General features: G+C 70.0%; 10 protein-coding genes. 1 reads left to right on the forward strand and 9 read right to left on the reverse strand.

Annotation, left to right across the window (positions count from 1 at the left end; all coding sequences use genetic code 11):
- Positions 1–106 precede the first annotated feature (106 nt).
- The 7 genes from fusA to QE381_RS07600 form a co-directional block, all read right to left on the reverse strand.
- Complete coding sequence (gene fusA, locus QE381_RS07570) at positions 107–2221, reverse strand: elongation factor G (protein WP_307216912.1); 2115 nt, start codon at positions 2219–2221, stop codon at positions 107–109.
- Positions 2222–2295: 74 nt separating this feature from the next.
- Positions 2296–2766 carry a 30S ribosomal protein S7 gene (gene rpsG / locus QE381_RS07575; protein WP_307216914.1) on the reverse strand — a complete coding sequence of 157 codons (471 nt, stop codon included), beginning with the start codon at positions 2764–2766 and terminating at the stop codon, positions 2296–2298.
- Between the two features lie 5 nt (positions 2767–2771).
- Positions 2772–3140, reverse strand: a complete 369-nt coding sequence (rpsL, locus tag QE381_RS07580) for a 30S ribosomal protein S12 (RefSeq protein WP_150920677.1) — start codon at positions 3138–3140, stop codon at positions 2772–2774.
- A 277-nt stretch (positions 3141–3417) separates the two neighbouring features.
- Positions 3418–4785: a DUF5684 domain-containing protein gene (locus QE381_RS07585; protein ID WP_307216918.1), complete on the reverse strand. Its 1368-nt coding sequence runs from the start codon at positions 4783–4785 to the stop codon at positions 3418–3420.
- Between the two features lie 8 nt (positions 4786–4793).
- Positions 4794–5456, reverse strand: coding sequence for a spermidine/putrescine ABC transporter substrate-binding protein (locus QE381_RS07590; protein WP_307216920.1), 663 nt, complete (start codon positions 5454–5456; stop codon positions 4794–4796).
- A 76-nt stretch (positions 5457–5532) separates the two neighbouring features.
- Entirely contained in the window at positions 5533–6012 is a 480-nt protein-coding gene (locus QE381_RS07595) for a hypothetical protein (RefSeq protein ID WP_307216922.1), read from the reverse strand.
- On the reverse strand, positions 6009–7010 hold the full coding sequence (locus tag QE381_RS07600; protein ID WP_307216924.1) for an ABC transporter: 1002 nt from the start codon (positions 7008–7010) through the stop codon (positions 6009–6011). Before QE381_RS07600 ends, QE381_RS07595 begins: the two co-directional genes overlap by 4 nt.
- Positions 7011–7127: 117 nt before the next feature.
- Between QE381_RS07600 and QE381_RS07605 the strand changes: the two genes are divergently transcribed.
- Positions 7128–7712 carry a hypothetical protein gene (locus tag QE381_RS07605; RefSeq protein WP_307216926.1) on the forward strand — a complete coding sequence of 195 codons (585 nt, stop codon included), beginning with the start codon at positions 7128–7130 and terminating at the stop codon, positions 7710–7712.
- 4 nt (positions 7713–7716) lie between these two features.
- On the opposite strand, the gene QE381_RS07610 is transcribed toward QE381_RS07605, so the two are convergent.
- Together QE381_RS07610 and rpoC are read right to left on the reverse strand one after the other, a co-directional pair.
- On the reverse strand, positions 7717–8328 hold the full coding sequence (locus tag QE381_RS07610; protein WP_307216928.1) for a hypothetical protein: 612 nt from the start codon (positions 8326–8328) through the stop codon (positions 7717–7719).
- Positions 8329–8856: 528 nt separating this feature from the next.
- A complete protein-coding gene (rpoC, locus tag QE381_RS07615) occupies positions 8857–12732 on the reverse strand; it encodes a DNA-directed RNA polymerase subunit beta' (RefSeq protein ID WP_307216930.1) in 3876 nt (1291 codons plus the stop codon).
- Between the last annotated feature and the right edge of the window lie 24 nt (positions 12733–12756).

The following is a 12756-nucleotide window of genomic DNA, read 5'->3' on the forward strand; positions in this document are numbered from 1 at the left end:
CGACCGGTTCGCTACGGGGATGGTTCTCAGTTTAGTAGAGAGGGTTCGTGTGAAGTTGTGGACCAGAGGAGCGGGTGCGGCAGCACGCCGCCGCACCCGCGCGGGCTCACTCGCCCTTGTTCTTCTGGACGATCTCGTCGGCGACGGCCCGAGGCACCTCGGCGTAGCTGTCGAACTCCATGGAGTAGACCGCGCGACCCGAGGTCTTCGAGCGCAGGTCGCCGATGTAGCCGAACATCTCGGACAGCGGGACGAGCGCACGGACGACCTTGACGCCGGCGGCATCCTCCATGGACTGGATCTGACCGCGACGGGAGTTCAGGTCGCCGATGACGTCGCCCATGTACTCCTCGGGCGTACGCACCTCGACCGCCATCAGCGGCTCGAGGAGCACCGGGTTCGCCTTGCGGACGGCCTCCTTGAAGCCCATCGAACCGGCGATCTTGAACGCCATCTCGGACGAGTCGACGTCGTGCGAGGCACCGTCGATGAGGGTCGCCTTCACGCCCACCATCGGGTAGCCCGCGAGCACGCCCACGGCCATCGCGTCCTGGAAGCCCTGGTTGGTCGGCTCGATGTACTCGCGCGGGATACGGCCACCGGTGACCTTGTTCTCGAACTCGTAGATCTTGTCGGCCGTGACCTCGATGGGCTCGATCGCGAACTGGATCTTCGCGAACTGACCCGAGCCACCGGTCTGCTTCTTGTGGGTGTAGTCGTGGCGCTCGACGTTCTTCTTGATCGTCTCGCGGTAGGCCACCTGGGGCTTGCCGACGTTGGCCTCGACCTTGAACTCGCGCTTCATGCGGTCCACGAGGATGTCGAGGTGAAGCTCGCCCATCCCCTTGATGACGGTCTGACCGGTCTCCGAGTTCTGCTCGACGCGGAACGTCGGGTCCTCCTCGGCGAGCTTCTGGATCGCGACGCCCAGCTTCTCCTGGTCCGCCTTCGTCTTCGGCTCGATCGCGACCTCGATGACCGGCTCCGGGAAGGTCATCGACTCCAGCACGACCTGGTTCGTGGCATCCGAGAGCGTGTCACCGGTCGTCGTGTCCTTCAGACCGATGACGGCGTAGATGTGACCGGCGGTGACCGAGTCGACCGGGTTCTCCTTGTTGGCGTGCATCTGGAAGATCTTCCCGATGCGCTCCTTCTTGCCCTTGGTCGCGTTGACGACCTGCGCGCCGGACTCGAGGTGACCCGAGTAGACGCGGATGTAGGTCAGTCGGCCGAAGAACGGGTGCGACACGATCTTGAAGGCGAGGGCGGCGAAGGGCTCGTCGGCGTCGGCGTGACGCTCGATGATCTTCTCCTCGTCCTTCGGGTCGTGCGCCTCGATGGCCGGGACGTCGAGGGGCGACGGGAGGTAGTCCACGACCGCGTCGAGCATCGGCTGCACACCGCGGTTCTTGAACGCCGAGCCGCACAGGACGGGGTAGAGCTCGCCCGCGACGGTGAGCTTGCGGATGGCGCCCTTGATCTCGGCGACCGTGAGCTCCTCGCCGCCGAAGTACTTCTCCAGCAGCGCCTCATCGCTCTCGGCGACGGTCTCGAGCAGCTTCTCGCGGTACTCCGCGGCGCGGTCGGCGAGGTCGGCGGGGATCTCCTGCACCTCGTACTTCGCGCCCATCGTCACGTCGCCCTTGGCGTCGCCGGGCCACACGAGGGCCCGCATCTCGACCAGGTCGACGACGCCGATGAAGTCGTTCTCGACACCGATGGGCAGCTGCAGCACGAGCGGCTTGGCCTTCAGGCGGTTGACGATCGTGTCGACCGTGAAGTAGAAGTCGGCGCCCAGCTTGTCCATCTTGTTGACGAAGCAGATGCGCGGAACGTCGTACTTGTCGGCCTGACGCCACACCGTCTCGGACTGGGGCTCGACGCCCTCCTTGCCGTCGAAGACGGCGACCGCGCCGTCGAGGACGCGGAGCGAGCGCTCCACCTCGACCGTGAAGTCCACGTGTCCGGGGGTGTCGATGATGTTGATCTGGTGGTTGTTCCAGAAGCAGGTCACCGCGGCGGAGGTGATCGTGATGCCGCGCTCCTGCTCCTGCTCCATCCAGTCGGTGGTGGCGGCGCCGTCGTGGGTCTCGCCGATCTTGTGGTTGACGCCCGTGTAGAACAGGATGCGCTCGGTCGTCGTCGTCTTGCCGGCGTCGATGTGGGCCATGATGCCGATGTTGCGGACCTTCTTGAGGTCCGTGAGCACGTCTTGTGCCACGAGGTGTCTTCCTTACCTGTTGTGAGGTGATGCCCGGTGACGGGACGGGGATCCCGTCCCGTCACCGGATGCTGTTACCAGCGGTAGTGCGCGAAGGCGCGGTTCGACTCGGCCATCTTGTGGGTGTCCTCGCGACGCTTCACGGCGGCGCCGAGACCGTTCGAGGCGTCGAGGATCTCGTTCTGCAGACGCTCGGTCATCGTCTTCTCGCGACGGCCCTTCGCGTAGCTGACGAGCCAGCGCAGCGCCAGCGTGTTCGCGCGGTGCGGCTTGACCTCGACCGGAACCTGGTAGGTCGAGCCGCCGACGCGGCGGCTCTTGACCTCGAGGGTGGGGCGCACGTTGTCGAGCGCCTTCTTGAGGGTGGCGACGGCGTCCGCACCGGTCTTGGTCTCGACGCCGCTGAGGGCGCCGTAGACGATCGACTCGGCGAGGGACTTCTTGCCGTCGATGAGGATCTTGTTGACGAGCTGCGTGACGACGGGAGCGCCGTACACCGGGTCGTTGACGACGGGACGCTTCGGGGCGGGACCCTTACGAGGCATTGTTCTCAGCCCTTCTTCGCGCCGTAGCGGCTGCGCGCCTGCTTACGGTTCTTGACGGCCTGGGTGTCCAGGGCACCGCGGACGATCTTGTAGCGCACACCCGGGAGGTCCTTCACACGACCGCCGCGGACGAGCACGAGGGAGTGCTCCTGCAGGTTGTGGCCCTCGCCGGGGATGTAGGCGGTGACCTCGGTGCCGTTGCGGAGCTTGACACGGGCGACCTTGCGCATCGCCGAGTTCGGCTTCTTCGGGGTCGTCGTGTAGACGCGGGTGCAGACCCCCGCCTGCTGCGGGTTCGCCTTCAGCGCGGGAGCCTTGGTCTTCGAGACCTTCGGCGCACGCCCCTTGCGAACCAACTGCTGAATGGTTGGCACGTTCTCTCCTTGTCAGTGCTGCACGGTGACAGCGACGTGGTCTCCCCCGTCGGTGACGTTTCGTGTCTCCGACGGGCCACACGAATCCACCGACGCGGCAGGATGTCTGACGCGTGTCGTGGTGGATATGCCGTGGGGGTGGCCTGTTCGCAGGTCATTCCCTGAGATGATGCGACCGGTCGCGCTCTCCGCCATGCCGGGCATGACGCAGGGCGCGCACTGAGCGCACACCCGCCCTATGATACGCGCGTGCGGGCCACGCGGTCAAACGAGCCCGTCAGCGGCGGCGGGCGAGGCGCAGCGTCGCGTCTCCGAGCAGGAAGTCGCCGTCGAGCACGACCGACTGGCCGGGCTCGACCTCGACCGTGTCGACCATCACGCCGTTCGTCGACCCCAGGTCCGAGATCGTCCACGTCTCGCCCTGCCTGCGCAGGAGCGCGTGCGTCTTGGAGATCGTCCGGGTCTCCTCCTCGATCGTGATCAGCTGCGCTCCCGGCGCGGCCGGCACCGGCGAAGGACGACGCCCCAGCACGACCGTCTCCTCCGTGAGATCGACCGCTGTGCCGTCGGGGAGCTCGAGCGCCCAGAGCGCGCGCTTGCGCTGCGCGATGAAGGTGTCGTCGGCGATGTCGCCCACGCCCGGGCGGAAGGCCGAGACCGCGGATGCCGCGGCGCGGGGGGCGCCGGCGGTCGGTGAGCCCGCGACGGCCGAGACGGCGCCGGACTCCTCGGGGAAGGCGTCCGCCTCGGGGAGGTACGCCTCGCGGAGGACCGGCGGGGCGGCGACCGGGGCGACGGGCGGCGCGGGGGCGGCGGGCGGCGGCGGCACCGCGGCGGCGGGCTCGGGCGCCACCCGTGCCGACGGGGCCGCGGCCGCACGCTCGTCGGGTGCCGGCATCCACCAGGACGTGACCGGAGCGGGCTCCGGCGCCGGCGGCGCGGCCGGGGCCTCGCTCCTCACCGGCACCGCGACGGTCGGCGGCTCCGCCACGTGCGCGGGAGCGGCCGCGGGCGGTTCCGCACGGGGTGCCCAGGTCTCGGGCGCGAGCACCGGCGCCGCGGCGCGCTCGGGCTCGGGCGCGGCGGGGATCCAGGCCGACGGCGGGAGCACCTCGCGGCGCGCGTCGAACAGCGGCTCGTTCAGCGCCGGCCGCCCGAAGTCCGGCGAGAGCGCGCGCAGCGCGGCCGCGGCATCCTCGTCCCGGAGCCGATCGTGACCGCGGTCGTAAGCATCGCCGTCGGGCGCGGGGTCCGCCCCGCCGAAGCCCAGGACGCTCGCCCACACCGGGAAGACGAGGGCGGCGAGGACGGTCATGCCCGCACCGTGGCCGAACACGGCGTTGACGCGGTGCGCCGAGGTCACGATCGCGACATAGACGAAGACGGCGCCGAACAGCGGGATGAGGAGCAGGAGCAGCAGCCAGCCGCTGAAGCCGCCGAGCCCGAGGAACACGACCGCGTTGTAGACGGGCACCCATGCCTTCCAGCCGGCGATCCCGAGCTTGGCGTACACGCGGGAGAGGGCGAGCGCCGTCCACACGTAGACGAGCAGCCCGGGCACGATCGCGACGAGCAGGACGATGACGACGGTGCGCCCGCCCGGGATGAGCGGGCTGGTCGCGGCATGGAGAAGAGCGGTCTGCATGTGGTGCCTCAGGATCGAGGACCCTCGAGATCACGAGGGTCGAAGGGAGCGTCGAGCGAGCGGGTCAGGTCGTCGAGCAGCGCCGCGATCTGCGGCTCGACGTGCTCGGCGATCGCGGACTGGATGCGGAGCCGGTGGTGGAGCAGGATGCTGCACACCTCCCGACCGATCATGTTGGCGTAGTCGTCGGCGAGGCCGACCTCCTGCCGGAGGGCGGCCTTCGCCTCCTCGGACAGCGGCGGCAGGGCGGGGACATCCGCATCCGCCTGCTCGGCAAGACCCGCGATCGTGAACAGGAACGGCGCGCCCGGCGTCGGCTCGGGATCCAGCGGCAGTCCCTCGAACTCCGGGTCGAGCCCCTCGCCGGGCCGGTAGCTGCGGGCTCGGTTGCGCGTGGCCTGCTGGTCGAGCTCGGCCTGCAGCAGCGGAAGGTTGCGCGCCGTGTACTCGGCGACGGCGTGGTCGATGATGGCCTTCACGCGGGTCGAGAGCCCGTGCTGCACGCCGTGCGGGACGTCGGTTCCGACGCCCGCGGCGGAGAGCACGGGTGACCCGAGGCAACGGCGGCAGGGGGCGACCCTCCCGGCGTGGGTCGCGGGCTCCCACCGGGGCAGCCATCGGAGCCAGGCGTCGACGGCCTGGCTCACCTGCGTCTCGAGCGAGCGCTCCACGCCTTCAAAGGTAGCGCCCCGGGCGCGGATCCCGCGGAATGGCGGGGAAGAAGGGGCGCCACGGCTCCTGTGCCCCTCAGTCCTCGTCGTCCCGTTCCCACGGCCATCGGGGTCTGGCGGCGCTCATCCGGGCGAGTGCGACGCCGGCGATCCCCGCGAGCAGGGCCGCCGCCGCGACGACCCCGCCCTGCCACCCCGTGGCGAGCTCGCCCGTCACCGCGAGCCCGGCCCCGAGATCGGACGACACCACGGCCGCGGCGACCCCCGTGGCGAGCACGTAGGCGAGGTAGGTGGCTGCGACCACGACCGGCACCGACCGGAAGGACCCCGGTGGGCGGCGGATCGCCGACCACACCGCGATCGCGAAGGTCGCGCACGCGATCGCGATCCCCACCACGCCGGGCCCCTGCCCGAGCCCGCGCACCGCGATCACGTCCGCATCCGTGAGCAGGCTCGCGAACCCGAGTCCCGCCACCACCACCGCGAAGAAGCCCACCGTGCACATCCCGAGCACCACGCTCGGGCGCACGGACCGCGACGGCGGCTGCTCGCTCACGCCTGGTACAGTTGCGGCCCCGCCTCGAGCGTGCGCTCGTACTCGCGCTGCGCCTCGGCGTTCAGCTCGTTCAGGCGCCGGCCGCGCCGGGCGACCCACCCGCCGAACCAGATCGTGAGCTCACGGCCGATCACGAAGGCCGCGATCGCGTACGGCGTGAAGGCCTGCGCGCTCAGGAGCGCCCTGCCCTCGCTCGCGGTGAGCTCCCAGAACGGCGCCTGGAAGAGCGCACCGAGGATGTAGCCGCCGTAGGCGACGACGCCCACGAGCAGACCCCAGATGACCCAGTGGCCCCAGCGCGCGCGGTTGAGGATCGCGCCGAGGAACCAGAAGCCGATGAAGAAGGCGACGACGGGCGTCCAGAACACCCACGACGTCACGGTGGCGATGACGGCGTCGACCAGATCGCCGGTCTCGATCGTGCCGAACAGGAGGCTCGAGAGCAGGATCACGGCGAGGAACAGCGCGCCGAACGCCAGCGTGGCGAGGAGACCGATCGCGCCGGCGGCACCGCGGTTGCCGCGCGGACGCGGAGCCTCGGGCGCCTGGACGAAGATCGGCTGCGCCGTCGCCGCGGGCGCGACGTAGGTGTCCGTCGCGGCGACCGGCTCGGCGGCAGTCGGCGGCACCGGGGCGACGACCGTCTCCTCGGCGGGAGCGGGGTCGTCCGCGGCAATCGGCGCCGCGGCCTCGACGCGCTCGGCGGGCGCGTCGGGCTCGGCCGCGCCCGGGGTCTCCTCGAGCGGACGGTCGTACCAGGCGACGTCCTCGTCCGCCGTCGCGGCGGTCTCGGCGGCGGGCTCGGCGACGGCGTCCTCGGTCACGACGGTCTCCTCGGCCCGCTCCACGACGACCTCACCCTCCGCGGGATCGGCGACGGCCTCACGGCCTGCGGCCTCGGCATCCGCCAGTCCCTCGTTCGCGCGCGCGACGGCCTCTTCCGGGCTCAGCTCCGGCTCGGCCTGATCGCCGTCGTGGGTCGTCTTCGGGTCACTCATCGCAATCCGCTCCTCATACGGGACACTCGCCCGCACCGCGAGAGTAACCGGAGGGTCGCGGCGCGCCCCGGAGGCGCGCAGCCGTCACGGCGAATCGGTTCCCGCTAGCGTGAAGCCATGCGCCGTGTCGCCCCGATCATCCTTCCGCTGCTGGCCTCGCTCGGCATCGCGCTGTCGGCCTGCGCGCCCGACCCGACGCCCCCGGTGCCGGCGACGACCGCCCCGTCCGCCTCCGCCGGCGCCGCATCCTCCCCCGCTGCGACGCCCACCCCCAGCCCGACGCCGGTCGCGCTGCCGACCGACTGCCGCAGCGTCCTGTCCCCCGAGGTCATCGCCCAGTTCGGCAGCCTGCCGCTGAACGACCCGGCGTACGGCACGGACGTCGGCGTGCAGCCCGACGGCAGCCTGAAATGCGTGTGGGGATATCCCGGCACCGACACCGGCCGGCTCGCCACCACGATCTCGCGCATGGACCGCGGCCCGGCGCTCGACCTCATGAACACGCTGCGCAACGACCAGCAGTACACGTGCTACACGCCGTCCGGCGGCACCCGGTGCGAGAAGTCGTGGATAGACGACACCTACCCGGTCGAGGCCGGGCGCACGCTGTTCTGGCGGCAGGACGTGATGATCGACACGTCCTACATCAACCTCGCCCCGACGGGATACACCGACAGCGTGATCGCGCACGTGTTCGGCTGAGCGGTCAGCCCGGCCAGATCTGCGGCGCGATCCGGTCGAGGTAGCCCTCGGGTCGCCAGCCGTCGTACGTCGTCGAGATCCACACGCCGCCGCGGACGGCATCCTCCTCGACGACCGCGCCCGCGGCCCGTGTGCAGCGCACGCCGTCTCCGAAGGGGGCGCACGCGAAGCCGCTCACCTCGAGCGTCGCCTGGGCGACCGAGGCGGCATCCGCGGCGACGTCCGCGACGGTCGTGGTGATGCGGCCCGTGCTCGCGCCGACGAAGGTGCACGTGACGCGCACGGTGGGCGCGAGCGCGCTGGCGAGACCGGCGACGGCGGTCGCGGGCGCGCTCGTGTCCTGCGTGGGGTCGCCGCCGGCGCGCTGCGTGAGCTGGGACCACAGGGCGTCGGTGTAGAGCGCCCGGCACTCGGGCGTCTTCGTGGGCGCGTCCGAGACGGCGGCCTTCTGCGCGAAGGACGGGACCGCGTCGCGCTGGCGCAGCAGGTCGCCGACGAGGGCGACCGCACCGGGGATGCCCGGCGCGGCGAGCCCGAACAGCACGGCGACGACGCCGGCACAGATGATGCCGGCGATCCAGGCCATGCCGATGTTGCGTCCGCCGATCCGCGCCACGATCCCTCCGCACTCCACGGTACGTCGCGGGTCCTCCCCCACCGGGCAGCGGCACGCGGCGCGGATCGGCTCACACGCGCTGGGGCAGCACCTGGGCGAGCCGTCCGGTCACCAGTCGTATCAAGCCCGGGTGGTCGTCGCGGAAGAGCGTGTGCCCGGATCCGGCCGGCGTCGTCACGGTCATGCCCCGTCCCTGCAGGCTCGCAGCGACCCGCCTCGTGATCAGCAGGCTCTTCTCCGCGAGGATGACGAGACGCGGTGCGCCTCACCGGCGGCGCGAGGGGGCGTGTGTCGGCGAGGCCGAAGACGGCCGACGATCACCTCGGGGGCTGCGGCCGTGACCGGCGAGGTCGACCGCGATGCCCCGATAGCCGTCCCGCTCGAGGTCGGCGCGCACACGGTGCCACGCCTGCGCGAGCACAAAAGACCGCGAGACCAGTCCGCGGCGCCGAGACCGTGGGGAAACCCCAGGGTCTCGGCGCGCGGGACTGGTCTCGCGGTCAGTCGGGCTCGGTCAGCCGGGCTCGGTCAGTTGTAGGTGCCGGGCGTGAAGTCGTCCGTCGAGAAGCTGTCGAAGTCGACGTAGCTCAGGTCGGCGTCGCTGTACGCACCGTCGGAGGCGAAGATGCGGTTGGGGTACCGCTCGCTCTTGGCCTCCTCGGTCGCCTCGACCGTCACGTTGCGGTACTTCGACAGGCCGGTCCCCGCGGGGATCAGCTTTCCGATGATGACGTTCTCCTTCAGGCCCACGAGCGGGTCGCTCTTGCCCTCCATCGCGGCCTGCGTCAGCACGCGCGTCGTCTCCTGGAACGACGCCGCCGACAGCCACGACTCGGTCGCGAGCGACGCCTTCGTGATACCCATCAGCTCCGGGCGTCCCGACGCGGGGCGCTTGCCCTCGGCCACGGACGCACGGTTGATGTCGATGAAGCGACGCGAGTCGACGAGCTCACCCGGCAGCAGGGTCGTGTCGCCGTGGTCGACGACCGTGACCTTGCGCAGCATCTGGCGGACGATGACCTCGATGTGCTTGTCGTGGATCGGCACACCCTGGGAGCGGTACACGCCCTGCACGCCGCCCACGAGGTACTTCTGCACCTCGCGCGCACCCTGCACGCGCATGATCTCCTTCGGGTCCAGCGTGCCCACCTGCAGCGGCTGGCCGACCTCGACGTGCTGCCCGTCCTCGACGAGGAGGGTGGCGCGCTTGAGGACCGGGTAGACGTGCGGCTCGTCGCCGTTGTCGGGCGTGAGGATGACCTTCTTCTGCTTGTCGGTCTCCTCGATCGTGATGCGGCCGTCGGCCTCGGCGATCGGGGACGCGCCCTTGGGGGTACGCGCCTCGAACAGCTCCTGCACGCGCGGCAGACCCTGGGTGATGTCCTCGGCGGAGGCCGAACCACCCGTGTGGAAGGTACGCATCGTCAGCTGCGTGCCGGGCTCACCGATCGACTGGGCGGCGATGATGCCGACCGCCTCGCCGATGTCGACGACCTTGCCGGTCGCGAGCGAGCGACCGTAGCACTTCGCGCAGACGCCGACCGCCGAGTCGCAGGTCAGGACCGAGCGGACCTTGATCGTGGTCACACCCGACTCGACGAGCCGGTTGATGAGAACATCGCCCACGTCGGAGCCGGCCTCGGCCAGCACCTCGCCGGACTCCGAGACCACGTCGGCCGCGAGCGTGCGGGCGAACACCGAGTTCTCGACGTTCGCGTCCTTCACGAGCACGCCGTCGGCGCCGGCTGCGGCGATCGGGAGCTCGAGGCCCTTGGTCGTGCCGCAGTCCTCCTCGCGGATGATGACATCCTGCGAGACGTCCACGAGACGCCGGGTCAGGTAGCCCGAGTCGGCCGTACGGAGCGCCGTGTCGGCCAGACCCTTGCGGGCACCGTGGGTCGCGATGAAGTACTCCGCCACGCTCAGACCCTCGCGGTACGAGGAGATGATCGGGCGGGCGATGATCTCACCCTTCGGGTTGTTCACGAGGCCTCGCATGCCGGCGATGTTCCGGATCTGCAGCCAGTTACCGCGGGCGCCCGAGGACACCATGCGGTTGATCGTGTTGTCCGCCGGGAAGTTCGCCCGCATCGCGGCCTGGACTTCGTCGGTCGCCTCGGTCCAGATCTTGATGAGCTCCTGCCGACGCTCGGCGTCGGTGGTGAGACCCTTCTCGTACTGGGCCTGGACCTTGGCCGCCTGCTTCTCGTAGCCCGCGATGATCTCGGGCTTGTTCGGCGGGGTCAGGATGTCGCTGAGCGCGACCGTGACGCCCGAACGGGTCGCCCAGAAGAAGCCGGCGTCCTTGATCCGGTCGAGGGAGGCCGCGACCTCCACCTTCGGGTACTCCTCGGCCAGCTTGTTGACGATCTGCGACAGCTTGCCCTTGTCGGCCTGCTCGCGCACGAACGGGTAGCCCTTGGGGAGCGTGTCGTTGAAGATCGCCTGGCCGAGCGAGGCGTCCACCAGCCCGTGGCGCTCGTAGCCCTCCGGGGCCTCGCCCTCGAGGAAGGTGAGACCCGGGATGCGGATGCGGACCTTCGCCTGCAGGTCGAGGGTGCCCTCGTCCTTCGCGAGGATCGCCTCGCCGACCGAGCCGAACACACGCCCCTCACCGGCTGCGCCCTCCTTGACCGTGGTCAGGTGGTGCAGACCGATGATCATGTCCTGCGAGGGCAGGGTCACCGGGCGGCCGTCCGACGGCTTCAGGATGTTGTTGGACGCCAGCATCAGGATGCGGGCCTCGGCCTGGGCCTCGACCGACAGCGGCAGGTGGACGGCCATCTGGTCGCCGTCGAAGTCGGCGTTGAAGGCCGTGCAGACGAGCGGGTGCAGCTGGATGGCCTTGCCCTCGACGAGCTGCGGCTCGAAGGCCTGGATGCCGAGGCGGTGCAGCGTGGGCGCGCGGTTGAGGAGCACCGGGCGCTCGCGGATGATCTCCTCGAGCACGTCCCAGACCTCGGGACGCGTGCGCTCGACGGCGCGCTTGGCGGCCTTGATGTTCTGCGAGTGGCCGAGGTCGATCAGGCGCTTGATCACGAACGGCTTGAACAGCTCGAGCGCCATCTGCTTGGGCAGACCGCACTGGTGCAGCTTGAGCTGCGGGCCGACGATGATGACCGAACGGCCCGAGTAGTCGACGCGCTTGCCGAGCAGGTTCTGACGGAACCGGCCCTGCTTGCCCTTGAGCATGTCGGAGAGCGACTTGAGCGCGCGGTTGCCGGTGCCGGTGACCGGGCGGCCGCGACGTCCGTTGTCGAACAGCGCGTCGACGGCCTCCTGCAGCATCCGCTTCTCGTTGTTGACGATGATCTCGGGCGCGCCGAGATCGATCAGCCGACGGAGACGGTTGTTGCGGTTGATCACGCGACGGTACAGGTCGTTCAGGTCGCTGGTGGCGAAGCGGCCACCGTCGAGCTGGACCATGGGACGCAGCTCCGGCGGGATCACCGGGACGACGTCGAGGACCATCGAGGCCGGGCTCATGCCGGTCTGCAGGAAGGAGTTGACGACCTTGAGGCGCTTGATCGCACGGATCTTGCGCTGGCCCTTGCCCTCCGAGATCTGCAGGTGGAGCGAGTCGGCCTCGGCCTGCAGGTCGAAGGCCTCGAGGCGGCGCTTGATGGACTCCGCGCCCATGTAGGCCTCGAAGTACTGGCCGAACCGGTCGACGAGCTCGTTGAAGATCTCGTCCTCGGGCTTGAGGACGCCGACCTCGAGCGAGCGGAAGTCCTCCCAGACGCGCTCGAGCTTGGCGATCTGCTCGTCCGCGTTCTTGCGGATCTGCGACATCTCCTTCTCGGCGGCGTCCTTGACCTTCTTCTTGGCGTCGGCCTTGGCGCCCTCCGCCTCCAGGGCGGCGAGCTCCTCCTCCAGCTTGCTCAGGCGCGCGGCGACGCGGGCGTCGCGACGGTCGCCGAGGTTCTTGATCTCCAGGCGGAGGTTGTTCTCGTGCGTCGGGAGGTCGCGGTGGCGGGCCTCCTCATCGACCGAGATGACCATGTAGGCGGCGAAGTAGATGACCTTCTCGAGGTCCTTGGGCGCCATGTCGAGCAGGTACCCGAGGCGCGAGGGGACGCCCTTGAAGTACCAGATGTGCGTCACGGGAGCGGCGAGCTCGATGTGGCCCATGCGCTCACGGCGGACCGAGGACTTGGTGACCTCGACGCCGCAGCGCTCGCAGACGATGCCCTTGAAGCGGACGCGCTTGTACTTGCCGCAGGCGCACTCCCAGTCCCGGCTGGGACCGAAGATCTGCTCGCCGAACAGGCCGTCCTTCTCGGGCTTGAGCGTGCGGTAGTTGATGGTCTCGGGCTTCTTGACCTCGCCGAAGGACCAACGACGGATGTCGTCAGCGGTGGCCAGGCCGATGCGAAGCTGATCGAAGGTGTGTGACTCGAGCACTGATTCTCCTGTGTCGGAATTCTG

Source organism: Microbacterium sp. SORGH_AS_0888 (assembly GCF_030818905.1).
Lineage (GTDB): Bacteria > Actinomycetota > Actinomycetes > Actinomycetales > Microbacteriaceae > Microbacterium.

Bases quoted from the DNA above. Each gene is read 5' to 3' on its own strand.
- rpsG (WP_307216914.1), bottom strand. From the start codon at position 2,766: ATGCCTCGTAAGGGTCCCGCCCCGAAGCGTCCCGTCGTCAACGACCCG.
- QE381_RS07585 (WP_307216918.1), bottom strand. From the start codon at position 4,785: ATGCAGACCGCTCTTCTCCATGCCGCGACCAGCCCGCTCATCCCGGGC.
- QE381_RS07600 (WP_307216924.1), bottom strand. From the start codon at position 7,010: ATGAGTGACCCGAAGACGACCCACGACGGCGATCAGGCCGAGCCGGAG.
- QE381_RS07605 (WP_307216926.1), top strand. From the start codon at position 7,128: ATGCGCCGTGTCGCCCCGATCATCCTTCCGCTGCTGGCCTCGCTCGGC.